General features: G+C 45.5%; 18 protein-coding genes. 4 read left to right on the forward strand and 14 right to left on the reverse strand.

Translation table 11 applies throughout. The annotated features are described in order from the left end of the window. Positions 1-425 precede the first annotated feature (425 nt). The 10 genes from HF312_05540 to HF312_05585 form a co-directional block, all read right to left on the reverse strand. On the reverse strand, positions 426-2,012 hold the full coding sequence (locus tag HF312_05540) for an Rne/Rng family ribonuclease (GenBank protein ID MCU7519660.1): 1,587 nt from the start codon (positions 2,010-2,012) through the stop codon (positions 426-428). A 17-nt stretch (positions 2,013-2,029) separates the two neighbouring features. Beyond that, the gene (dusB, locus tag HF312_05545; protein ID MCU7519661.1) at positions 2,030-3,103 is read right to left on the reverse strand and encodes a tRNA dihydrouridine synthase DusB; all 1,074 of its coding nucleotides are present in this window, start codon (positions 3,101-3,103) and stop codon (positions 2,030-2,032) included. Positions 3,104-3,250: 147 nt separating this feature from the next. Then, complete coding sequence (pnp, locus tag HF312_05550; GenBank protein MCU7519662.1) at positions 3,251-5,347, reverse strand: polyribonucleotide nucleotidyltransferase; 2,097 nt, start codon at positions 5,345-5,347, stop codon at positions 3,251-3,253. An 8-nt stretch (positions 5,348-5,355) separates the two neighbouring features. After that, entirely contained in the window at positions 5,356-5,625 is a 270-nt protein-coding gene (gene rpsO, locus HF312_05555) for a 30S ribosomal protein S15 (protein MCU7519663.1), read from the reverse strand. A gap of 48 nt (positions 5,626-5,673) precedes the next feature. After that, positions 5,674-6,609, reverse strand: a complete 936-nt coding sequence (locus HF312_05560; GenBank protein ID MCU7519664.1) for a bifunctional riboflavin kinase/FAD synthetase — start codon at positions 6,607-6,609, stop codon at positions 5,674-5,676. A 77-nt stretch (positions 6,610-6,686) separates the two neighbouring features. Further along, positions 6,687-7,442, reverse strand: coding sequence for a tRNA pseudouridine(55) synthase TruB (gene truB / locus HF312_05565; GenBank protein MCU7519665.1), 756 nt, complete (start codon positions 7,440-7,442; stop codon positions 6,687-6,689). Next, positions 7,405-7,779 (reverse strand): 30S ribosome-binding factor RbfA, encoded by a 375-nt coding sequence (gene rbfA / locus HF312_05570; protein ID MCU7519666.1) that lies wholly within the window; start codon positions 7,777-7,779, stop codon positions 7,405-7,407. The genes truB and rbfA overlap by 38 nt, the downstream gene beginning before the upstream one ends. Before the next feature lie 107 nt (positions 7,780-7,886). Next, positions 7,887-10,943 (reverse strand): translation initiation factor IF-2, encoded by a 3,057-nt coding sequence (gene infB / locus HF312_05575; GenBank protein MCU7519667.1) that lies wholly within the window; start codon positions 10,941-10,943, stop codon positions 7,887-7,889. A 25-nt stretch (positions 10,944-10,968) separates the two neighbouring features. Beyond that, positions 10,969-12,216: a transcription termination factor NusA gene (gene nusA / locus HF312_05580; GenBank protein MCU7519668.1), complete on the reverse strand. Its 1,248-nt coding sequence runs from the start codon at positions 12,214-12,216 to the stop codon at positions 10,969-10,971. Between the two features lie 18 nt (positions 12,217-12,234). Further along, the gene (locus HF312_05585) at positions 12,235-12,750 is read right to left on the reverse strand and encodes a ribosome maturation factor RimP (GenBank protein MCU7519669.1); all 516 of its coding nucleotides are present in this window, start codon (positions 12,748-12,750) and stop codon (positions 12,235-12,237) included. A gap of 285 nt (positions 12,751-13,035) precedes the next feature. Here HF312_05585 and HF312_05590 point away from each other — a divergent pair, with 285 nt between their 5' ends. Further along, positions 13,036-13,383 carry a hypothetical protein gene (locus HF312_05590; protein MCU7519670.1) on the forward strand — a complete coding sequence of 116 codons (348 nt, stop codon included), beginning with the start codon at positions 13,036-13,038 and terminating at the stop codon, positions 13,381-13,383. Between the two features lie 250 nt (positions 13,384-13,633). Then, complete coding sequence (locus HF312_05595) at positions 13,634-14,866, forward strand: peptidase C1 (GenBank protein ID MCU7519671.1); 1,233 nt, start codon at positions 13,634-13,636, stop codon at positions 14,864-14,866. 79 nt (positions 14,867-14,945) lie between these two features. Here the strand turns inward: HF312_05595 and HF312_05600 are convergent, their stop codons facing one another. Further along, positions 14,946-16,337 carry a T9SS type A sorting domain-containing protein gene (locus HF312_05600; protein MCU7519672.1) on the reverse strand — a complete coding sequence of 464 codons (1,392 nt, stop codon included), beginning with the start codon at positions 16,335-16,337 and terminating at the stop codon, positions 14,946-14,948. 155 nt (positions 16,338-16,492) lie between these two features. After that, positions 16,493-17,593 carry a hypothetical protein gene (locus HF312_05605; GenBank protein ID MCU7519673.1) on the reverse strand — a complete coding sequence of 367 codons (1,101 nt, stop codon included), beginning with the start codon at positions 17,591-17,593 and terminating at the stop codon, positions 16,493-16,495. A 306-nt stretch (positions 17,594-17,899) separates the two neighbouring features. Between HF312_05605 and HF312_05610 the strand changes: the two genes are divergently transcribed. Both HF312_05610 and HF312_05615 read left to right on the forward strand, forming a co-directional pair. Then, the gene (locus HF312_05610) at positions 17,900-18,853 is read left to right on the forward strand and encodes an ROK family protein (protein ID MCU7519674.1); all 954 of its coding nucleotides are present in this window, start codon (positions 17,900-17,902) and stop codon (positions 18,851-18,853) included. A gap of 87 nt (positions 18,854-18,940) precedes the next feature. After that, positions 18,941-20,101: an MFS transporter gene (locus HF312_05615; GenBank protein ID MCU7519675.1), complete on the forward strand. Its 1,161-nt coding sequence runs from the start codon at positions 18,941-18,943 to the stop codon at positions 20,099-20,101. Between the two features lie 79 nt (positions 20,102-20,180). Here HF312_05615 and nagA read toward each other — a convergent pair whose 3' ends face one another. Next, positions 20,181-21,335: an N-acetylglucosamine-6-phosphate deacetylase gene (nagA, locus tag HF312_05620; protein MCU7519676.1), complete on the reverse strand. Its 1,155-nt coding sequence runs from the start codon at positions 21,333-21,335 to the stop codon at positions 20,181-20,183. 136 nt (positions 21,336-21,471) lie between these two features. Beyond that, positions 21,472-23,808, reverse strand: coding sequence for a hypothetical protein (locus HF312_05625; protein MCU7519677.1), 2,337 nt, complete (start codon positions 23,806-23,808; stop codon positions 21,472-21,474). Positions 23,809-23,975 lie beyond the last annotated feature (167 nt).

The raw sequence follows: 23,975 nt of genomic DNA on the forward strand, positions 1-23,975 counted from the left end.
GGGCAGGGGCGTCACATAAAAATCCGTCCCAATCAAATGTTTTTGAATGTGGATGAATTATATCCGGAGGATATGAATTTAATTTATCCGCCGCATGTGAATTTAATCCGGCGAATGCATTCATTTTTATTCGGGAAATGTGGATCAATTAGATCCGGTGATGATCTTTATCTTTTGAACCGGGAACAATCTTATGTGTCGTCCCTGCCGGCGCTCTGTGGTGTGTGGGGGATTCATTTCCCCAGGGTTACGGCATCCCCTAAAGTGGATTTGTAACCCGGGGCTAATAAGGTTGCGTACTTCTTCGAAGGACTTACAATGTGCGTTGTTATAAATGATCACATTTTTTTGATTGAGCATAAATAAGAAAGCCGAAGCTGAGCTTCGGCTTGTTTGACTGAAATTTAACCGTACTAAAACTTTATTTAACCAATAAATTCCGCCGTTATGTCCTTGCCTGTTTTGGCTGAAAGGAAACGGAATGTTGCAGGATTGAAATTTTCATCCTCAACAAGTTTTATCTTTACAAAATATTTGAACTGAAGTTTTGTAAGCCTCTTTACCCTGCCCTCCCTTAACTTGATGCCAAGCGAAGGATGAACGTTGAGTACGAGGAACTTCTCGGGCGACTGGCTCTTAAAACGCTTCAGCCACGTCTCAATTTCATGCAGAAGATTTGATTTCTTGGTCAGAAGCCCCGATCCGTTGCAGAACGGGCAGACCTCGTTCATTGTATGGAGAATATTCTCCCTTATTCTCTGACGCGTGATCTGTATGAGCCCGAAATCTGTCATCGGCAGAACAGAAACCTTTGCCCTGTCCTTGCGGAATTCCTTCTTCAGCTCGTCATAGATCTTCTTCCTGTTCTTCTCGTCTTCCAGGTCAATAAAGTCGCAGACTATCAGTCCGCCTATATCCCTTAGTCTCAGCTGGCGTGCAACCTCTCGCGCGGCTTCAAGATCGGTCTTAAGTGAATTAAGCTCCTGCTCCTTTTTAGCCGCATAGCGCCCGCTGTTGACGTCAACTACAACCATAGCTTCTGTATGGTCTATTATCAGGTAGCCTCCCGAGGGAAGAGGGACTTTCCTTCCCATGAGGGTTTTAATTGCTTCATCGATCTTAAAGGCTTCAAATATCGACTGGTTTTCCCTGAAAAGCTCAATTTTATCCATCAGCGCGGGCTGAACCAGGTGCACATAGCTCTTAATCTGTTTGTAGAGCTTGCGCGAATCGATAAATACCTTTGAAATGTCCGGCGTAAAAAGGTCCCTTATTACGCTTGAAGTAGTGCTTAAGTCCTGATATAAAAGTGCCGGCGGGGTATCCGTCTTTGCGGCTGCCGAAATTTCCTCCCATGTCTTTACGAGGTATTTCAGGTCATCCGAAAGGGATTCTTCCGACTGTTCTTTAGCTGCGGTACGTATTATAAGTCCGCAGTTTTCGGGCAGTATGCCCTTTGCAATGCTTTTTAGACGCCTGCGTTCCCTGAACTCGGCTATTTTCTTGGATATACCAATTTTGCTGTCGAAAGGAAGCAGTACGCAGAACCTGCCCGGCAGCGATATTGAAGAAGTGACCCTTACGCCCTTATTGCCGACAGGTTCCTTAGTGATCTGGACTAATATTTCCTGTCCTTTATGCAGTTTGGGAATAAAAGGCTCTCTTCTTACCTCTGCGTCAACCTGCTGCTGTGTATTTCTGGCAGGAGCGTTATGTTCTGCCACATCGTCGGCCACGTCTTCCAGCTCTGAATCGTCATCCAGAACGCTCTGGAGGCCTTCGAGGCGGTCACCTATATCGGAAAAATGCAGAAATGCATCGTGCTTCATCCCGATGTCGATGAAGGCGGCTTTAATGCCGGGCAATATCCGTGCAACTTTGCCAAGGTAGATATCCCCGACCATTCTTCTTTTTTCCGGATGGTCGACAAAAAAATCTACCAGATTGCCATCCTCGGTGATAGCTACACGGTTCTGTGACGAGGATGAGTTAATAATTATTTCTTTTACCATGTAAATCTCTAATGGAACTATTGTTTTGCAACTTCCTGTGTTTGTTTTTCATTCATCCAGAAGAGAACGCGGTCTTTAAAACTTAGTTCTATTTTTCTTAAATCCTCTTCGGGATAAACATTTTTCTTAATCTTATCAGCATGTTCGCTGATATATTCTTCAACTAAGGAGGCTTCATCCAGGGAAAAGATCTTTTCAATGAAACTGCTTATTCCGTTGAAAGACCTGAAATACCAGATAAGATGCTTTCTGGCCTTTTTAACACCCTGAAACGGGCCTGAATCCTTAATGAGTAATGAAAGATGCCTTTGCGCAGCTTTGGCAACTTCATCTGCTGTGGGCTTTCCGGGATCCTTTCCCGTTGCCGAAGCAGCATTAAGCCTGCTGAAAATAAAAGGATTTCCGAGCGCTCCGCGGGCAATAAAGACCGAATCGCATCCGGTTTCATTCATCATCTTCAGGCAGTCTTCCGGTTCAAAGAGTGAACCGTTTCCCACGACAGGAATTGAAACATTTTCCTTAACCTTTCTTATCCAGTTCCAGTCTGCCTCATCTTTATAGGAATCGGAACGGAATCTGCCATGGACTGTAATCATTGAGGCCCCGTTATCCTCTATGATCCTGGCATTTTGAAGCAAGGTCACGTGCTGCCTGTCGCGTCCGGCACGTATTTTAACTGAAACGGGGATATTTCCTGCGGCCTTAACCATTGACTTAACTAGTCTTTCCAGAAGGTCGGGTTTGTCTAGAATGCTGGCGCCCAGTCCGATCCGGCAGACATTTGGAACAGAACATCCACAGTTCAGGTCGATCAGGTCAGGCTTGAAAGATTTTATGTCATGAATTGCTTTTTCTATGTACTCCGGGTCACTGCCCAGAAGCTGGACACCGATTGGCTTTTCACTCTGGCTGAAGGCGAGAACCTTAAGTGTGGCAAAGGCATTCTCTACAACGCCTTTAGCGCTGACCATCTGTGTAAAAGTAAGGCCTGCGCCATATTCGCGGCATATCTGCCTGAAGGGCGCGTCGGTCACTTCTGCCATTGGCGCCAGAATAGCCTTTTTCCCTATATCCAAATTCCCAATCTTCATTACTTCATCGTTTCATAGCCTGGTTAGCCTCTCTTTATATGCAGCAAATCGGCCTTTTCAAAGGCTTCAATAGCCGCACAAGGGAGCGGCTTAAAAAATTACAAAGAAAGACGCTGAAAAAAAAATCAGCGCCTTTCTCAAAGAATATTACTTAGTTTCAGCCGGTTTATCGTTCAGTAAAGCTTTGCGGCTTAAGCTGAACTTGCCGTTTTCGATCTTAACCAGCTTAACTTTTACAGCATCCCCTTCTTTAAGAACGTCAGTTACCTTATCGATCTTTCTGTTCTCAATCTGTGAGATGTGGAGAAGGCCTTCCTTACCGGGCAGGATCTCGACGAAAGCACCAAAATCCATGATCTTGATTACCTTGCCGTCGTAGATTTCGCCAACTTCAGGCGTAGCAGTCAGAAGCTTTATGTGCTCTTTGCACTTTTTAGCCGACTCGCTGTTAGCCGAAGCAATGTTAACGGTACCGTCTTCTTCAATGTTGATATCAACTCCATACTGCTTCTGCAGACCCTGTACGGTTTTTCCCCCGGGGCCGATGAGAAGACCAATCTGATCTGTCTGTATCTTTATTGTAATCAGACTTGGAGCATAAGGACTGATTGCTTCCTTAGGCTTTGAGATTGCTTCATTCATGATGCCGAGAATGTGGAAACGTCCGTCTTTTGCCTGCTTGAGTGCTGTTTCCATGATCTCGAAAGAGATACCCTGTATCTTGATATCCATCTGAATTGCGGTAATGCCTTCTGTGGAACCGGCAACCTTGAAGTCCATGTCTCCCAGGTGATCCTCATTGCCGAGGATATCTGTAAGAACGGCAAATCTGTCGCCTTCCTTTACAAGTCCCATTGCAATACCGGCAATCGGTTTTGCAACCGGAACACCGCCATCCATGAGTGCCAGGCTGCCGGCACAAACGGTTGCCATTGAGGAGGAACCGTTGGATTCAAGTATATCCGAGTTAAGACGGATAGTATAAGGGAACGTGGTTTCTGAAGGAATAACCTTCTTCAGGGCTCTTTCAGCCAGGTGGCCGTGACCGACTTCCCTTCTTCCCACGCCTGACATTCTGCCGACTTCGCCGACAGAGAACGGGGGGAAGTTATAATGAAGGAGGAATTTCTTTGTATATTCTTCCTGGAGGCCGTCTATGGTCTGTTCATCATTTTTTGTTCCGAGAGTAAGAGTTGTTAAGCTCTGTGTTTCACCGCGTGTAAAGAGAGCCGATCCGTGTGTTCTTGGCAGTACGCCAAGTTCTACGGTAATCGGTCTGACCTGAGTGGTGTTTCTGCCGTCTAAGCGGAGGCCTTCTTCAAGTATTCTCTTGCGCATGAGCTCTTTTTCGATGTCGTGGAGGATCTCACGGATCGCTTTTTCACCTTCGGGATATTTTTCCTTCAGGGCTTCAACCACTTCATTGTTAAGGGCTTTGTTTTGTTCCGAGCGTTCTTCTTTTTTAAGGACACTGGCAACGATAGATGCGTACCTGTTATAAGCCAGGTCATTTACGTCCTTAAGCAGATTCTCGTCAACAACTTTGTCTTCCGGAATTTTCTTTGCCTTTCCGGCTTCCTCGCGGAGCTCATTCTGCATTTTAACGAGGTTCTTAATGTGTTCGTGAGCAAAGCGCAAAGCTTCCAGGAGCTCAGCTTCATTGATCTCGTTAGATTCGCCTTCAACCATCATGATCGAGTCGGCCGTACCGGCTACGATGATTTCAAGTTCACTCTGTGCTGTCTGCTGGAGTGTAGGGTTGATTATGAGTTCGCCATTAATTCTTCCTACTCTTACCTCGCCAACGGGCTCGAGGAAAGGGATATCGGAGACTGTGAGAGCTGCCGAGGCAGCAACTGCGGCCAGGACGTCGGGATCGTTTTCGCCGTCGAATGAGTAAACGAAAGCCACGACCTGTGTTTCGTTCTTATAGCTTTTAGCAAACAACGGGCGGATAGGCCTGTCTATTAAACGGGCGCTTAAGATCTCTTTTTCTGAAGGCTTGCCTTCTCTTTTAAAGAATCCGCCTGGAATTTTGCCGGCAGCAAAGGATTTTTCTCTGTACTCCACTGAAAGAGGGAAAAAATCCTGATCCTCTTTAGCTTCTTCTGCGGCAACTGCTGTTACAAGCACCATGGTATCCCCCATACGGGCCATAATGGCTCCGTTAGCCTGCTTGGCATATCTGCCGGTCTCTAAAGAAAGAACTTTTCCGCCAATTTCAACTTCTTTTTTGTAAATCATTCAAAACCTTACTTTCTGATATTTAATTCTTTGATTATAGTTCTGTACCTATTGATGTCTTTAGCGGCAAGATAGTCCAGTAATCTGCGTCTTTTGCCGACGAGCATCATCAGGCCGCGTCTTGAGTGATGATCTTTTTTGTGCTCACTGAAGTGGCCTGTCAAATCATTGATCCTTTTTGTCAGGATCGCAATCTGGACTTCGGCTGTACCGCTGTCTTTTTCATTTTTACCATATTTCTTGATAAGTTCAAGTTTTTCTGCGTTTGTAATTGCCATTACATTTCTCCATTATGTTGTACGATGTAACCCCAGAGGTGACCGGGGTTAATTATTTAAGTTATTTATAAAATTCAAAGCCGTTTTTTTATCCTCCTCAATCTGCCTTATGAGCTCTTCCCTGGATGAAAATTTCTTCTCCGGGCGCAGCTTCTGCAGCACACTTACCTCTACACTTTCACCGTAGATATCCTCACTCATGTTAAAGATATTAATTTCAGTAATAAGTTCAGGGGTATCGCCAAAGGTGGGACGCATTCCGATGTTCATAACGCCGTGTTTAGGACTGCCTGAGACAACTATTTCAACCACATAAACTCCTCTTGCGGGAAGGAGCTTTTCTTTACCAGCAGAAGCTATATTTGCCGTGGGGAAGCCTAATGTCCGCCCTCTCATTGCACCTTTAACAACCGTTCCTTTGAAGGAATAGTTTCTTCCCAGATACTTATTGGCCTTTTCAATATTACCGTCTAAAATGGCCTGCCTTACCTTTGTACTGCTTACCGTGTCGCCGTCAATTGTAACGGCGTGAACTATGGTAACGTCAAAAGAATACCTGAGGCCTATTTCCCTGAGCTTGTTCTCATCGCCATCCCTGTTACGGCCAAGCCTGTGATCGTAACCTATAACGAGTTCATTAAGGCCAATTTTACTGATATATCTTTCAAAAAATTCATCTGAAGTCAGTTTTGAGAGTTCCGGGGTAAAATTTATTACCAGAACGTTTTCAATTCCTGCTTCTTCAAAAAGCTTTAGCTTCTCATCCAGAGTTGTCAGGAGCTTCAGATCAAAATCCCTGGAAACAACGCTCCTTGGGTGCGGTTCAAAGGTAACCAGAAAATTTCTGCCGCCTAGTTTTGAGGCGCTCATAAGAGCACGATTTACAATTTCCTTATGGCCCAGATGAAAGCCGTCAAAGGTCCCAATTGTAACTACCGTATTTTTGTCTTCAGTAACCTGACTTATATCCGTGAATACATTCATTAAACAGAGATCTAAACAAAAGTAAATAAATATACGTTTTTTCCGGCACAAAATAAACCAAAGATGCTTCCCCCGGCTTAAGCCTGAAGGTCCTTACCCTCTGCGCCCTCTTCCAGAGCCTCCCTGTTGTGCCAGAGGGAGACAAATTCATCTATTGTAAAAGCATCCTGAACGTCAAATTCCCCGATTTTTGTCCTCCTGAGCGCGCTTAAGTAGCCTCCGCAGCCCAGTTTCTGTCCAAAATCGTGGGCAATAACCCTAATATAAGTTCCTTTTGAACACGTAATTTCAAAGTGCACTTCGGGCATGTCTATTTTTGTGATATTAAAGCCCGAAATTGTCACCTGCCTCGGCTCCCTTTTGAGCTCAACGCCCTTGCGGGCATACTTGTAGAGCGATTTGCCCTTAAATTTTACGGCTGAATACATAGGAGGAGTCTGAAAGATTTCGCCCAGGAAAGAATCTCTCGCAAGAAGTATATCCTCTTCTGAGATCCCTTCGGTCCCTTTTTCCTCGACAAAATCGGTCTCGGAATCCATGGAAAGAGTAGTCTTACCTAAAGTTATTACTCCGGTATAGGTTTTACAGCAGTCCTGGAAAAGGCTGATCTCCTTGGTTTTTTTACCCGTACAGATAATCAAGAGCCCCGTAGCCCTCGGATCCAGTGTTCCTGCATGCCCGGCTTTTTTAACGCCCGTAGCCTTGCGGATCTTATAGATCATGTTAAAAGAGGACTTATAGAGCGGCTTATCAATAAGAATTACTTCGCCTTTATCAAAATCCGCGCACTTAAGATTAATCGTCTGCCTGGTTATTACTGCCGTTTTTGTCATCTTCTTTATGGATTTTCTTAAACAGGTCCTCTATTCTTTCCACATAATCGGTCGTATCATCAATATAGAAGTCCAGTTCCGGTATAAATTTCACTTTAATTTTATGAGCGAGCTCACTTCTAATGGTCCCTTTTTTTTCGTTTATCCTGTTTAAGACCGTCTGGCGGTTTTCCTTCTCGAAAACCGAGATGTATATCTTTGCAATCTTAAGGTCGGGACTCATCCTGACGTTTGTCACTGTAACCAATCCAAAGGAAGGGTCCTTCAGCTTGTAAAGGAAAATCCAGCTTACTTCTTCTTTAATCAGCTGCGATAGTTTGTCTTTCCGGTACGCCATTTTATTTCACTTTCTCTCTTGGGCCTAAAATGTTAAATGCTGAAGGCCCGATGCCGGGAAGGAATTAAACCTTACTCTTTTGGCATCCCGGCGTTCAGCATTTTCACCTAAGCTAATTTCTTCTTTGTTTCAACAATTTTATAAGCTTCTATTATATCGCCCACCTTAAGGTCGTTAAAGTTGTTGATGTTCAGACCGCATTCATAGCCGGCATCAACTTCCTTGACGTCATCCTTAAAGCGTCTTAAGCTTGCAAGCTCGCCGTCGTGGACAACGATACCCTGGCGGATAATGCGGATCTTGTTCGTACGCATTACCTTGCCTTCCTGCACGTAGCAGCCTGCAACCGTACCGACTTTCGGCACCTTGAAGGTATCTCTTACTTCGATTGTGGCAACCACCTCCTCGGAAATTACCGGGGAGAGGAGGCCTTCCAAAGCAGATTTAACCTCGTTTATTGCGTCATAGATAACATTATAAAGACGGATGTCAACTTTCTCATTTTCAGCCAGCTTACGGGCATTCAGGTTAGGCCTTACATGGAAACCGATAATAATGGCGCCTGAGGCTGCTGCCAGAAGAACGTCACCTTCGGAGATTCCGCCAACACCCTTATGTATTACGCGTACTAAAACCTCTTCGTTTGAGAGCTTCATGAGTGAATCTGAAAGTGCTTCAACAGATCCGTCCACGTCGCCTTTTACGATAAGAGGAAGTTCCTTTACGCCGCCAATTGAGATCTGGCGTGCAATTTCATCGAGTGTAATATGATGAATCTGGCGCTGATCCTGCTCACGCTTTAACTGCTGGCGTTTCAGGCTGATCTCTCTTGCATCACGCTCAGAGTTAACAACCACAAAAGTATCGCCTGCCTGAGGGGCACCTTCAAATCCAAGTACAAGAACCGGAGCCGAAGGAGGCGCAACATCAATTTTCCTGTTTCTTTCGTCAAACATTGCACGCACACGCCCGTAGTAAACACCTGCTACAAACGGGTCGCCGACTCTTAGGGTACCCTTCTGGACAAGGATAGTACCCGTAATTCCACGGCCTTTATCCAGCTGAGACTCAATTACTGTACCGCGGGCCTGACGGTCGGGGTTTGCCTTAAGCTCCAGGACCTCGGCCTCCAGGAGGATCTTCTCCAAAAGCTCCTCAATATTGAGGTTGGCCTTGGCTGAAATTTCCACGCACTGATAGCGTCCGCCCCAGTCCTCAACAAGTATGTTCCTGTCGGCCAGCTGCTGGCGTATTTTATCCGGGTTAGCTCCCGGCTTATCAATCTTGTTAATTGCAATAATAATCGGCACACCGGCAGCCTGGGCATGGTTAATAGCTTCAACTGTCTGCGGCATCACGGCATCGTCAGCTGCAACAATAAGGACAACTATGTCAGTTACCTTGGCGCCGCGGGCTCTCATGGCTGTGAAGGCCTCATGACCCGGGGTATCCAGGAATGTGATGAGCTTGCCGCTGGCAACTTCAACCTGGTAGGCACCTATGTGCTGAGTAATACCGCCGGACTCGCCTGCAACCACGTTCGATGAACGGATGCGGTCGAGAAGAGATGTTTTACCATGATCGACATGACCCATGATTGTAACAACCGGGGGACGGCCTTTCAGCGCTTCAGGAACATCCTGAATATCTTCCAGCTCCTCGGAAGTGTACTCTTCCTCAAATTCCACCTCAAAGCCGAATTCATCTGCAACCAGCGTGATAGTTTCAACATCCAGACGCTGGTTAATGGAAACCATTATGCCCAAGCCTATACACTTTGCAATTACGTCGCTGACTGAAACCTGCATGAGGTTTGCCAGTTCGTTAACTGCAATAAATTCTGTTACTTTAATTTTTGTAGATTCTGAAAGCTCGCGCTCTTCCTGGAGCCTTTCCTGCTCTTCGAGCTTTTCTTTCTTCTTTTTCTTTCTGACGCTTGCACGTCCTGCAACCGAAGAGTCGTCGAAGCTTAAAAGCGTTCTTTTTATTGCAGCATCAACGTCTTTTTTATCTACTTCAACGCGTTTGAATTTCTTCTTCTTATTATTAGGATTATTTGCAGCAGAAGCATCCTCGGGCTGACCCTCTTTGCCTTTTTTCTTGGCCTTTGGTTTTTTCTTTTTCTTCTTGGCAGCCTGTTCCTGCGATTCCTGCTTGTAGGCATCTTTTGCTGAGGGAGCCGTGCCTCCGGCCTGCGGGCCTTTTACTGGCGGCTGAGCTCCTGCAGGTCTTTCCCTTCTATCAGGTCTTTCCCTTCTTTCGGGCCTTTCTTCCTCTTTTTTGCCTGTTTTTGCTCTTTCCTGAGCCGCCCTTTCCTGGGCTGCTTTCTGCCTTGCCTGACGTTCCCTCTTTTCGCGGTCAAGATCGATCTTTCCTACAATTGTAAGTCCCTTGTTCCTGGCAAGGTCACGCTCGGCCTGGGTCTTAAATACTTTTACATCCTGGGGTACTTTTACCTCCTGCGGCTGCTCGGCTGCCTTTTCAACAGGGGCCTTCTCAGTCTGGGGCTTTTCCTGGACCGGAGTTTCAGCCTGAGGCTTCTCGGCAGCAGGAATTTTTTCAATAACGGGTGCTTTTTCAGCAGGAGCTTCAGCTTGAGGAGCTGTTTCAGCCTTTGGAGCAGCCGTTGGCTCAGCTTTTGGAGCCGGAGCTTCAATTTCGGGTTTTGCTTCAGCCTGCGGCTCTTTTTGGGGGACTTCCGTTTCCTTTACTTCAGGAATTTCCGCCTGAGGTGGAGCAGGTGCTGCTTCTTCCATGGGAGATTCTTGAACCGGGACAGGTTCTTCACTAACCGGAGCAGGTGCCTCTTCTTCTTCAGCAGGAGCTTCAACAGCGGTCTCCTCGGGCAGCTCTTCAATCAGAGACATATCCTCCGGAGGAGCAGCTTCAGCCTGAAGTTCTTCTTTTGGAGGAGCTTCTTCAGACTTTTCAGCCCTTTTCTTGTTGAATTCGGAGATTTTCCTGTAATGCTTCTCGGCCTTCTCGATATCTTTCTTGTAATGATTTGCAATATCGGCCATCATTTCGTCAGTAAGAGGCGACATGTGGCTTTTTACCTCATAGCCCCTCTTCTGCAGAAATTCAACGAGCATATCAGCAGATAGATTATACTCCGCTGCAAATTTATAAATTCTTAGTTTTTTAGATTTTACGTCTTCGGTCATATATTTGGACACCTGTTATTAAGTTCTATTCTTCCTCTTCAAACTGGCCCTTGATTATATTAATAATCTCGGCAATCTTTTCATCGCTGAATTCTTCAATTTCCTTCAGCTTTTCAGGGCCTGCCGTCAGCACTTCAAGTGCCGTATCATAGCGGTGGTTGATGAGTGTTTCGTATACGTCAGCCCCAAGTTCCTCTTTTATATCGATCAGTTCGATATCTTCTTCATATTCCTCATAGGGTTTTTCCTCCCTGAGGACTTCAATATCATAACCCGTAAGCTTCATAGCAAGGCGGATATTAACGCCGTTACGGCCTACAATCATTGAAACCTGATCGCTGTCGGCAACAACTGTTGCCTTCTTTGCCTTTGTATCCACGTCGATGGATTTCAGTTTGGCAGGCGAAAGGGCTCTTTGTATATAGATATCCGGATCGTCTGAATAGTTGATCACGTCTATGTTTTCATTGCTGAGCTCGCGGACGATAGCATGAATTCTAACGCCTTTCATACCCACGCATGCGCCAACGGCATCAATCCTTGTATCCTGGCTTTCAACGGCAACCTTGGCTCTTTCGCCGGGTTCGCGGGCGATGCCTTTAATATCTATAACACCGTCATATATTTCGGGAATCTCAATTTCAAATAAGCGTCTTAAGAAAACGTTATCGGCACGGGAAATAATAACCTGGGGGCCGTTGGGGGTTTTCCTGACCTCCTTGACGATTGCGCGGATGGTCTCCCCTTTTCTGTATTTTTCTCTAGGCAGCTGTTCGAGCCTTGGCAGAAGGAGTTCATTTTTGTTATGATTTACGAGGATGTCATTTTTCCTGACCTGGTAGATGTCGCCAACGACAATTTCGCCAACCATATCGTTATATTCATTAAATACGATATCTTTCTCGAGTTCGCGTATCTTCTGGTTAAGGCTCTGCCTTGCCAGGTTTATAAGACGGCGGCCGAAGGTGTGGAGTTCCAGTCTTTCCGGATATGGCTCGCCAACTTCCAGCTCATCGTCATTTCCTTTGGCTTCAACCTCGTCAATAGAGATTTCGAGACCCGGATCGTGAACCTCGTCAACAATCAGGCGTTCGAGGAATATCTCTATATCGCCTTTATCCATGTTAACGACAACACTGAAATTAGCATCATTTCCGTATTTCTTCTTCACCATAATGCCGAAAATCTCCTCGATTATACCGGCAAGCACATCCTTGTCAATGCTCTTTTCCCTTACCATCTGTGAAAAAGATTCAACTATTTCAGTATTCATACTGTTTTTCCTCCGTAATCAAAAGCTGATTAAAACTTTAGCTGTTTTAATTGTATTAAAATTTACAGGAACTTCCTCGTTATTTACTTTGAATGTCAACGTGTCACCATCTATCTTTACCAGTTTTCCGGTTATTTTTCTTACTTCCAAAGCCTGCGGGGCCTCAGAGGAGCCGGATTCTGTTTCTTCTTTTCCGGTGCCGTCCTTTTTAACCGGCATGTTGTATGAGACCTCAAACTTTCTTTCCAGATGCTTATAGAACTGCTCAAGAAACTTTAGCGGCCTGTCCACCCCGGGCGAAGAAACATCCAAACGGTACTTTGAAGTAATCAGGTCTGCAGAATCCAGGATAGATGCCATTTCGCGGCTCATTTCGGCACAATCGTCAACAGACACACCGTTGCGGCTGTCAACAAATACCTCAACGATGCGATTGCGGTTATCTCCTTTAAGTGACACATCAATAAGCAGAAGCCCGAGCTTTTCAGCCGTCTGTTCTGCTATTTGAATAATATTTTGCTGTAGATAGTTCATAAATAAAAAACGCCCTCAAAGGGGCGAATCAGATTCATTAAAGTAACACTATTTCCATGAATTAGCAAGTCATTTAATAAAAAAGATTTGCGGCCATTTCAGAGGTAATCCGCACAGGGAAGCCTTTGTGCATTATAAAAGTAAACCACGTTTTACTCATAAAAGTTCACTGCAAAAGAGGGATGAATTAGAATTGTTTTTCACACCAATTCCTCTATATTGTTAAAGTCGGTAGAAGAGGAATGAAAAAGGAAAGAGATTGTAAAAAGCAAAGGAGAAATAGCTATGCCAACAGCTGATCAGGACAATGCCCAGGAACATATGTACACTTTGTCGCAGACAATAAATCACCTGAGGGATAAGGGTTACACAAACGACTTTAAGATGACCGACCTCGGGATGACAAGCAAGGAAACAAAAGAAGTCTTCAAGCCGGAGGAGCTGACAATTGAAAGGGTCTACCGTTTTGAGGGTGAATCGAACCCGGATGACATGTCTGTCATTTACCTGATTAAGGCCGACAACGGCACGAAGGGCCTTTTTGTAGACGCCTACGGGGCCTACTCATCCTACGACGGAATAGACCTCATGGAATTCCTGAAGAAAGTAAAAAGAGAGGATAACAATATTTAACAAGTACGGGTGCAGCGGAGCAGAAGACGGCAGGATTTTCAAAAGCATCCTTCTGCCCCCTCTCTGCACTTAATTTCCCATCCCCCGCCTGCCAGCGTTCAAACACCCGGTCTGTGTGCTGCAATTTACACGAACGGCATTGCTTTTCTGGCGGCCTTAATTTAATTTGCCGGCATAAATATTTTATTTACCGATTAGCACTTCAGAATATTTTAATAAACAAAACATTAAAACAAAGCCGGGAAATTTTATGAAAAAGAAAGTTATCTGCGTTTTAGCTTTGGCATTACTATCCCCTGCACTCCTGCATGCACAGAAAAAGCAGGCCGACAAAGCGGTTTTCTCAAACAGCAAAAACCCGTACTGGGAACTGGTGGAAAAGGATATACAGGACTTCAATAAGAAAGATACACCTGAAGAGAAATATTTCAGGATGGATTTTACCGGGCTGGACCTGCCGAAGTCACCCGGTGAATTTACAAAGTCGTGGCACAATACTCCTATAAATCAGGGGCTTACAGGCACCTGCTGGTGCTTTTCAACAACGTCATTTTTTGAATCCGAGATCTACCGCCAGACAAAGCGCCAGATAAAGCTCTCAGAGATATATACCGTTTACTGGGAATACGTTGAAAAAGCCCGCCGCTTTGTTGAGGAAAGAGGCAATTCAAACTTCGGCGAGGGCTCCGAGAGCAACGCCGTAAGAAGAGTATGGAAGAAATACGGCATCGTTCCTGAAGAATCATATACAGGAATGCTCCCGGGCCAGAAACGCCACGACCACAGCAAGCTCTACGCCGAGATGAATAATTATCTTCAGACAGTAAAGGCCAATAACAACTGGAATGAAGAAGAAGTTGTCTCTACAATTAAATCCATACTGGACCATTATCTTGGCAAGCCCCCGGTTAAGGTTATGACTGAGGCAGGCGAACTTACTCCGCAGGAATATTTTGAGAAGGTTGTAAGGCTTAATATGGATGATTACGTTGACATCATCTCACTTAAGGAATCGCCATACTTTAGCCAGATGGAATACAAGGTGCCCGATAACTGGTGGCACGACAAGGAATACTACAACGTTCCTCTTGATGAATTCATGAGCACAATAAAGAACGCTGTTTCTAAGGGCTACACAGTTGGAATAGGCGGCGACGTATCGGAACCCGGCTGCAGCTCACAGAATGAAATTGCAATGGTGCCAAGCTACGACATTCCTTCTGAATATATAGATGAAAACGCACGCCAGATGAGGTTCAGCAACCAGACAACTACAGATGACCACGGAATTCATATTGTTGGCTACACTGAGAAAAACGGCAAGGAATGGTTCCTCATTAAGGATTCAGGAGCAGGCTCATACAGCTCACCAAACCCGGGATATGTTTTCTTCCATGAAGATTACGTGAAACTGAAGATGATTGATTTTATGGTTCATAAGGATATGGCAAAAGACCTCCTGAAGAAGTTTGCGCAGAAGTAAGATAAAAGTTAAGTCAGTATAAAATTAAGGGAGGCCTTTGAGTTAAAGGCCTCCCTTTTTTTATAGTCTCAATACAAAACTACTTAAGAAGCATCAGCTTTGAAGCCTGCGTGAAATCGCCCGAATGAAGAACTGCAAAATACAGGCCGCTTGAGAGATCCCCGGCATTCCAGCTTAAGTAATAAACTCCCCTGGATTTGTAATCATCCATAACTAAAGCCACCTCGCGCCCCAGCATGTCGTAAATTCTAACTTCTGCGTGGGATGAGACGGGAATTTTCACCTGGAACTTTATTGTGCCGTTAAAGGGATTGGGATATCCCTGAAGTTCGAACTTATCAGGCATTAAAGACGCTGTTATGCTTCCAACGCCTGAGGGGTAAAAGTACCTGTTTTTAAGCGCCATTATCCTGGCGTAGGATTCGTCAATCCTGCTTTGAGGAATAGTTCCGTCCAAAACTTTTTTCTCCAGGTAATCTTCAAGCCTCCTTACCAGCGAGGTGCTGTCGGAAAGTATGTTACGGTTATAAAGCAGAATATCCACGCCTGCATTTATAGCCATTGCGGCCGCCTCGAAAAACCCGTAATATTTTGAAATAGCCCCCATGGACATATCGTCTGTAATAACAACGCCCTGATATCCCAGCTGGTTTCTTAAGAGGCCCTGCACAGTCTTTTCTGAAAGCGTGGCCGGAAGCGTATCAATGTTGGCATTATAGAGGTGGCCCGTCATTACAATATCTACCAGCCCTTTGGAAAAAAGTTCTCTGTACGGTACAAGTTCAGAATCCGCCCACGTGTTTGTAATGTCTGTAAAGCCCAGGTGCGAATCCGTTGCGGCGCTTCCGTGGCCCGGGAAGTGCTTGAGAGCCGAAATTAAATTCTTCTTATGGAGCTCTTCAATAAAATAGCCCGCGTGTTCGGCTACCTTGAGGGGGTTTTTGTTAAAGCTTCTCTGCACCCCCGCAATTGCAGGGCTTTTGGGGTTTACCAGCACATCGGTAACAGGAGCGAAGTCGACATTTATACCTGCCTCAACGAGCCACCCGGCCATAGTTGAAGCCCAGAGGCGCGTGCTGTCCATGTTATCAATAACAGTACCCATCGTGTAAGCCGTGCTGGTCGCCTTAAAGCCGTTGGAGCTGCCAAGCCTGGCAACTTTTCCACCCTCCTGGTCTGTTGCTATAAACACCGGCGTCCGTGCGAGGCTTTTCATATTGCCGGAGAGAAGCTGCATCTGCTGAAGATTTTTAAGGTTATACCCGAATTCAAGCACTCCCCCTAAGTTTCTTTCCGATATGTCAACTTTCAGCGTGTCCATGTCGGGATAACGCATATCCGGCATAGTAGTGCCAAGCGCACCTACAATAAGCATCTGCCCGATTTTACTTTTAAGTGTTTCCTGGGCTGAAAGATTTTGGCCGGAAGAAATAAGAGCAGCAACAGTAAGTAGAACGTAGAGTTTTTTCATATAACAGTCTGCCAGTCCTTAGATAATTGAGGTGCTGAAAAATACAGGAATAAGTTAAGGAATGACAGAAAAAAGTAGACAAGAGGGAAGTTATTTTTTGATCAGCCAGGCAGGCAGGCAGAAAAATTGGTTTCTGCCTGCTGCAGCGGATAAGCTTAGAAAAGAAAAGTCAGCCCGCCCGAGATGGAACTGAACTTTGCAATGTTATAGTCGAAGTTAAGATTTATTACAGAAAGCCTTAATGCCAGGCCAATGGCAAGTTTACCGGAGTTCTCCCCTTCCAACTGAAAAGCAATATGTGTCGGCACCTCAACGCCCTGCGACTGATAGAGGTAGTCGTAAGATACATCCATCGTTGAATTCTGCAATGTAAGTCCTGCGTATGGTGTAACGCTGAAAATGCCGGGGCCGAAGGTCTTGCTGGCAAAAATGCCGTATTCATCAGCCCTGGATTTCAGTGTGCTTCCGACCTTAAGGCGCTGCGTAAAGTACCCCAGTGTCACGTCCAATGGCAGAGGTATCCAGACGCCAATATTATGCTGAATGCCGAAGCCGAAATAATCCGATTTCCCCAGATCGGCGCTTATCTCAGTCGGAGGCAGGTAACGGAAAGTCACCTGTGTCCCGTACAGTGTACCGAGTGTAAGCTGCGGGGCTCCGAATGGAAGAAGGGGTATGTTATCCAGGACCCCTTTGATTTCCTGAATGGGGATTTCCTGTGCAGGCACGTAGATTTCCTGCGCGGGCTGCCCTGCCTGCGCCTGATAGCTGAGTGTTGTGCCGTAAAAATTTACCTTCATATATTCGTTATTGCTCCCAATGACTGTGGGGCCTGAGATCAGGACGTTAAAATCCCTTGAAGTAATCTGATTTATAAGGTTCTGCTGCGCATCCTGCCCGTAGCGGTTTGCAACGGACTGCGTCATCAGCGCAGCCTGCTCAGGCGTAAAACGGAAATTCCCGTTGATGGAAAATGTCTTATTGTCCTCCGGCAGAAAAGCCCCCATTGCCACAATTCCAAACTGGACATCCAGGCCGAGCTTTACTGGCTTAGGCGCCCTGGAAAACCATCCCGAATTCAAGTCGGCACCGAAGCCGTTGCTTGCAGGATTAAGATAAGCCTTTGCCGCCTGGTCAGACAAAAGCTGCAGCGTGCTCTGCAAATCCTGAGCCTTTAATAATTGAGGCTGTAAAAAAAATGCCAGGGCAACTCCTGTAAGAAGAAACTTTATTTTATTCCTTATTGCACTAAACATACAGATAGCTCCTTTCCACAAATAAAATCGCACATATTATATTAATATGCATTTTACAGTTCTTTTCTGAGCTAAAATTTTGCCCCGTTTTGTGCTGGGAATAGTGCAGGTGCGGAAGACTGGAAGGAACGGTAAAGATAGCAAAATATCATTAACTTTCAAGCGGATTATTTACTATAATTTCCCCTGGCAGACTATTGACTTTTCAGTTCCGCTCATTTAGTTTCCGTTACATTTGGAAACAGATTTTAACATTTTTACCGGGAAGCCGGGAAAATTAACACCTTAGAACAGAGGAAGAACAAAATGGCTGTAATAGGATTAGACTTAGGCGGGACAAAGCTCGCAGGAGCTATTTTCAGCAATGATGGAAAAATAATCCATAAGGAAGTCCGTCCGCTTGAAAAGAGGCGGGGGAAAGATGTTGGAAAGCTTATACAAAATTTACTGCTGGATTTCTTCAGCAAGGCAGAAGAAGAAAAAATTAAAATTGAGGCTGTTGGAGCCTGCATTCCCGGCATCAGCTGGTCTAAAACCGGGAAAGTCTGGGCACCCAATATCCCCGAATGGGACGACTACCCCTTAAAGGAAGAAATTGTCTCCGTCCTGCCCGACAAAAGTATAAAAGTGGACATAGACAGCGACCGCGCCTGCTACATTCTTGGAGAAGCATGGTCGGGTGCGGCCAAGGGCTTAAAAGACGCAATATTCCTGGCCGTTGGAACAGGCATCGGCGCCGGCATTATGATTGACGGAAGAGTCTTAAGAGGCTCAAATGACATTGCAGGCGCAATCGGCTGGCTGGCGCTCGACAGGCCTTTTCAGCAGAAGTATGTTTCCTGCGGATGCTTTGAATACCACGCCTCGGGCGAGGGAATTGCCAAGGTGGCAAGGGAATTCCTCATGCAGGATAAGGACTACCATGGAGTCTTAGGAAGTAAAGATATTAACGCTGTAACAGCCTACGACGTCTTTGCAGCCTACAAGGCAGACGACCCCATTGCAGTTAAGACGTTAAAGCTGGCCGTGGAATTCTGGGGCATGACGGTTGCAAACCTGGTAAGCCTGTTCAACCCGGAGAAGATCATTTTCGGCGGCGGCGTCTTCGGCCCTGCGGTTCAGTTCCTGGATGACATTATGCAGGAAGCACGCAAATGGGCTCAGCCTATCAGCATCAATCAGGTAACACTTTCTGCCTCAGAGGTTGGCGGCGACGCAGGACTTATTGGCGCGGGTTACCTGGCACTCAGAAGCATATAATAAATTATGAATTTTGAATGCTGAATGTTGAATTTTAAGTTTTAAGTTTTGAGTTCTAAAACATAATTCTGTTACAAGGAGATTTTAATGTATAAAAAGAATCTGGTTTTTGCGGCTGCCTGCCTCGGCATGCTGCTCTTTGGAATGGTGTTTCTTTCTCTGGGTACCGTCTTTACTTTCATTACTTCAAAGTACGGCGTAACCGAGCTTACGGCAGCCTCTTTGGCCTCTCTTCTCCCCATAGGCATTCTGGCCGGCTCTGTTGTATTCGGACCCGTTGTGGACCGCTTCGGCTACAAGATCCTTTTAATTGTCTGCTCAATCTGCATACTAGTAGCCTTTGAAGGAATTGCATTTGCAGGCTCATTTACAGTTCTGCAGCTTTCCTTCCTTCTTATAGGCTTTGGCGGCGGCGCAATCAATGGCGGAACCAACGCCCTGGTGGCTGACATTTCTTCGGAAGAAAAAGGCGCCAACCTCAGCCTTCTTGGCGTCTTCTTCGGTATCGGAGCACTCGGAATGCCTGTTGTGCTCGGTTCACTTGCAAAGACATATTCTTATGAAAGCATAATTGCAGGCATAGGTCTTACAATTGTTATTCCCCTGGTATACTTTATCGTTGTAGGTTTCCCTTCACCCAAAGTGGCACAGGGATTTCCAATTAAGCAGAGCTTTACGCTCATCAAGGAATCGGCTCTTCTCCTCATGGGATTTGTACTTTTCTTTGAAAGCGGCGTTGAAGGCATTGTAGGAAACTGGACGGCCAAGTACTTAAGTGAAGGCGTAGGACTCACAATTGAAAATGCTCTTTACGCACTCTCGGCCCAGGTTATTGCACTTACAATTACAAGACTTGTACTCGGCTTCCTCTTAAAGAAACTCCCCTCATATATTGTTCTTTATATCTGCATGGCAGTTGGAACTGTTGGAAGCGTTCTTTTACTTACAGCTACAAGCATGACAATGGCAATTATAGGCCTGGCTTTCCTGGGTGTAGGCTTTGCGGCAACATTCCCCGTTGTGCTCGGATATGTCGGCAATATGTATTCCGCCTTATCAGGCACGGCATTCAGCATAGCAATAGTAATTGCCCTTATCGGTAACACGCTGTTAAACTACCTGGTTGGCGTAATTTCCAATTCATACGGAATTGCAAAATTCCCGGTGGTACTGCTCATAAGCTTTATCGCAATGGCAATTGTCTTTTCAGTTGTATTAAAGAAGATATCATCTAAAACTAAAATATAAGTTTAATAATTTTAGTTTGGCTAAAAAAAAAGGGCGGAAACATTATCCGCCCTTTTTTATTTCCAATAAGCAATAACTTCTACTTGCTGAAAACCACGTTCCCGTTTATAAGGGTTCTGTAAATGGACCTGTCAGTGTCAAAAACAACTATATCGGCATCTTTTCCAATTTCGATTGATCCTTTCTTGTCGTCCAGGCCAAGAAGCTTTGCGGGGTTTTTAGTTATCGTGTTAAAAGCCACCTCAAGAGTGCATCCTGTAAACTCCTGGAACTTAAAGGCAATATTGCCAAGGCTCATTGTTGAGCCGATGAGTGTGCCGTCTAAATAGCGGGCTGCGCCGGCTTTCGATTCATATTCCCGTCCGTTATAAAGATAGCTGCCCTCGGGAAGCCCCATAGCCTGCATACCGTCTGTAATACAGATGCTTCTTTCAGGCCCTAAAATTCTGTATACAACGTCTACAATTGCCGGGTGGAGGTGGTGCCCGTCGCTTATGATCTGCGCCGAGACTGCGTCGCTTTCAAAAATTGCCGCAAGCGGGCCCGGCACCCTGTGGGTTAAGGGCGGCATTGCATTAAATATATGTGTAACGTGGTTAATACCCGCCTCAAAGCCTTTTAATGCCTCTTCATAGGTGGCATCCGAGTGGGCAAAGGCCGGGATTATGTTGTTTTCTCTGAGCGCTTTAATGATTTCGAGGTTACCCGGAAGTTCAGGCGCAATAGTCATCATACTTAAGGTGCCTTCTGTCAGATCCAGTATCTCCTTCAGACGGTCCATCGAAGGCTCATAAATTCCCGCGGGGTTTAATCCCCCTTTTTTCTTCATATTGACAAAAGGGCCTTCGAAGTGGAAGCCGAGGAGTGTTGCGCCACCCATATCCTTATTTACGTACTGCTTTGCAACTTTTATGTGCTTATTGCCTTCCTTAGGGTTAACGACGGTTGTTCCGAGATAGCCCGTTGTGCCGAGCGAGGCCAGCGTCCTGGACATTCTTTCCAGAGATTCCACGCTCCCGTCCAGTATATCCGCACCTCCGGCGCCCTGGATATGGACGTCAATAAAACCCGGGGCGGTAAGGCGCCCTTCGGCATCAATTACCTCCGCGCCATCTTCGGCATGTATATTCTTTTCAATCTTTACAATAGTTTTTCCATCAATCAGAATGTCTGCATACTCATTTTCAATCAGAGTATCATAAAGCAGGCAGTTTTTTATCAGCAGTTTTCCCATTAATCTAACCTTTTAAAGTTTTACTTAATAAATAAAGCAGAATGGATGAAAAATCCGTTTATTAAATATACAATTATTAGGGAAATGGCAAGGAGAATTATTTGTGAATAATTTATGCGGGGAAATTTGCGGTTTTTCAGTCAAAAAGGTCGAATAGCGGGCGGTAGAGCCCCTTGCCTACCTGAGCCAGGCTGCCTCTTTTTATCTCTTCACCGGAGGTGCTGGCCTCAGGAATTTTCTTTGCTTTCTCATATTCATTAATGTTGAATACCTTGAGCTGTTTACTTCTGATGCCGGCACTGTGATCGCCTGAAATGGGGGCCAGTTCCTGAAGCATGCGGCGGCGGAGGCTGTTTGCCTTTTGATCCGGCACTGCTACTGCAGCATCGGCTTTCTCCAGCTGCTTATAGACGACCCTGGAATCAATTACACCGGAGACCGAGCTGTTGAGGTTCAGAAGGAAACTTCCCGTAAGCTCACTATCCCTGCTTTCAACCCATTCATCCGGCATGTAGCACTTTAAGAATTCCACAACGTTTTCAGGCTCCTTGCGGAAGGTGCTTTCAAGGTAACGCGTGGTTTCTTCCCTGGAGCCCAGGAAAGACCAGACTGAAAGAAGAAGCGGCGTCTCCTCCGGCATGGTCAGGTATACCGGGTAGCTGTAGGCAAGGCCCTTTATCCTTTCTGTTAAAATCCGGCTTAGCTCTTCTAAAATTTCAGAAGAGAAAATTCCATCTTCCCCTTCCCAGGGACGCATCCATCTTAAACATTCAAATGCAAAGGAGACCGGTTCGGATTCTTTCATAAGAAAAGCGGCAATGCTGTACCTGTCACTAAGCCCCGGGATATTAAGCATCAGCTTCCTTATCAAAATGGCAGGATGCGAATAAACCGTGGCAAATGAAAATAATGTATCGGGATTTAAGAAGCTCCCCCCGGTCAGCGCCAGCGCCCTGATTATATTGCCTGAAGTAACAGCAGACACCTCGCCTATGCGGTTTTCCACGCCCGTAATAAACGAATCCATTCCCGCCTGCCTGACTAGTTTTCTTACTGCAAGCGCCAGGTCGTTAATGTTTCCCGTGGCGCTCCTTAGTAAAAGCCTGTCAATTTCCCTTTGCAGGTCATCTGTGCCTGAAGTATTAAGCAGAAAGTAGCGTGAGAAATACTGCTTTGAGGCTACGGGTCTTTCTTCTATCCAGGGGTTTTGAGCGGAGTATTCATTTTCCCCGAATCCCGGGATGCCTGAAAGGCACGGGAAAAGGCAGGCCAGCAGCACTTTAACCGCTTTTTGTTCCTCTTCTGGCATGTTCTCCAAAGCCTTGTTTACCGCAAAGGTGCTTATGCTTTCTTCAACTTCGCCTCTTTGCGATTTATTCAGCTCAATGCCAATAAACGTATCGGGATTGTTCCTTATCACCTCATAAAGCACGGGATAAAAAACCCTTATACCTTCAACAAGCATAAAGTTCAGGCTGTCCAATTCCTTAGCATAAGCCGGTAAAGAAGAGGAAATTGTATTCAGGTAAGAATTGCACTGGCGCGGCGTTTTTAGTACACAAGAAAAAGCCCCGCTGAACTTTTCCTTAAATTCCTTCAGCTTGGGAATATCAATTATAATATTCAGGTCACTTAAAATCTGGGAAATCCCGCCAAAGCACATCTCAAGAAGCCTGAACTTCCCGGCAGCAGGAATCTTAAGCGAAAGGTGTAAAACTTTCTCCAGGATCTTCCTTCCCTTCTCAAGGCTTTCCTTATTACCCCCTCCTCCTAACTGTCGGGCAAGCGTATGCTCATCAAAGGAAAGGACAAAAACCGAGTTCGGGAAATTGACCGAAAGCTTAAGCAGGCGTATGAATGTCCTGACCTCATTAAGATCCGTCTTCTCCAGGTCATCAATGAGGAAAACTATTTTTGCCCCCAGTTTCCTGAAACAGGCATCCAGATCTTCTTTTATCTCAGAGGGCGGCTTTTTGAACAGTTTAAGCTTCTTTTTGCCTGATAATTCGGACTCCTCAGGCGCAAGATAAGCCAGGTAGCTTTCTAAAAGGCGGGCAATCTTCTTCCTCATGGAAGAAGGAATTTCATCTGAATATCCGATTGTCTCTGAAAGCCTCTCAAAAAAGCTTTTAATTAGCATTTTGCTGTTCGCTGATGCCAATGGGTTAAAACGTAAAGATACAAGGTTCTGAAACTTTGCAAGTTCGTGCCCTAAAAAGTTCAGGACAGTAGTTTTCCCTTCACCCGGGATGCCGCAGATGCCGATTATAACGCTGCCATCGTTTTTGCGCTTTTGGATGGCACCGGCAATTTTTTTGGCAAAAGAGAAGCGTTCCAGCTGATCGAGTGATATATCGCTCAGCGGGCTGCCGGCCGAAGGTACGAAAGGTTCCTCTTTCATCCATTCAAAGGATAAATCGTCTTCGCCCGACTCGGTTGTCCTTAAATTTGTAATTATCTTAAAGTTACTCAAAAGCTTCTCTTAATAAGCGGTTACTTTAAACTGTCCCAAATCTGCCCTTCAAGATACAAAGCGGCATGGTTTAGGGCAAATTTTATTTAAAGGATTAATCGGAATTAAGATCCCCGTGGAAAGAGCCTGAATTTATTCCCCAGAATTTAATGCAAGGATTGAATTTT

It is taken from the genome of Ignavibacteria bacterium (genome assembly GCA_025612375.1).
Classification (GTDB): domain Bacteria; phylum Bacteroidota; class Ignavibacteria; order Ignavibacteriales; family SURF-24; genus JAAXKN01.

What these genes read in the sequence shown, in the direction of transcription:
- truB (MCU7519665.1), bottom strand. Translation starts at nt 7,442, where the DNA reads ATGACAAAAACGGCAGTAATAACCAGGCAGACGATTAATCTTAAGTGC.
- infB (MCU7519667.1), bottom strand. Translation starts at nt 10,943, where the DNA reads ATGACCGAAGACGTAAAATCTAAAAAACTAAGAATTTATAAATTTGCA.
- HF312_05540 (MCU7519660.1), bottom strand. Translation starts at nt 2,012, where the DNA reads ATGGTAAAAGAAATAATTATTAACTCATCCTCGTCACAGAACCGTGTA.
- HF312_05595 (MCU7519671.1), top strand. Translation starts at nt 13,634, where the DNA reads ATGAAAAAGAAAGTTATCTGCGTTTTAGCTTTGGCATTACTATCCCCT.
- HF312_05615 (MCU7519675.1), top strand. Translation starts at nt 18,941, where the DNA reads ATGTATAAAAAGAATCTGGTTTTTGCGGCTGCCTGCCTCGGCATGCTG.
- HF312_05585 (MCU7519669.1), bottom strand. Translation starts at nt 12,750, where the DNA reads ATGAACTATCTACAGCAAAATATTATTCAAATAGCAGAACAGACGGCT.
- rpsO (MCU7519663.1), bottom strand. Translation starts at nt 5,625, where the DNA reads ATGGCAATTACAAACGCAGAAAAACTTGAACTTATCAAGAAATATGGT.
- nagA (MCU7519676.1), bottom strand. Translation starts at nt 21,335, where the DNA reads ATGGGAAAACTGCTGATAAAAAACTGCCTGCTTTATGATACTCTGATT.
- rbfA (MCU7519666.1), bottom strand. Translation starts at nt 7,779, where the DNA reads ATGGCGTACCGGAAAGACAAACTATCGCAGCTGATTAAAGAAGAAGTA.
- HF312_05560 (MCU7519664.1), bottom strand. Translation starts at nt 6,609, where the DNA reads ATGAATGTATTCACGGATATAAGTCAGGTTACTGAAGACAAAAATACG.
- HF312_05610 (MCU7519674.1), top strand. Translation starts at nt 17,900, where the DNA reads ATGGCTGTAATAGGATTAGACTTAGGCGGGACAAAGCTCGCAGGAGCT.
- pnp (MCU7519662.1), bottom strand. Translation starts at nt 5,347, where the DNA reads ATGATTTACAAAAAAGAAGTTGAAATTGGCGGAAAAGTTCTTTCTTTA.
- HF312_05605 (MCU7519673.1), bottom strand. Translation starts at nt 17,593, where the DNA reads ATGTTTAGTGCAATAAGGAATAAAATAAAGTTTCTTCTTACAGGAGTT.
- HF312_05590 (MCU7519670.1), top strand. Translation starts at nt 13,036, where the DNA reads ATGCCAACAGCTGATCAGGACAATGCCCAGGAACATATGTACACTTTG.
- dusB (MCU7519661.1), bottom strand. Translation starts at nt 3,103, where the DNA reads ATGAAGATTGGGAATTTGGATATAGGGAAAAAGGCTATTCTGGCGCCA.
- nusA (MCU7519668.1), bottom strand. Translation starts at nt 12,216, where the DNA reads ATGAATACTGAAATAGTTGAATCTTTTTCACAGATGGTAAGGGAAAAG.
- HF312_05600 (MCU7519672.1), bottom strand. Translation starts at nt 16,337, where the DNA reads ATGAAAAAACTCTACGTTCTACTTACTGTTGCTGCTCTTATTTCTTCC.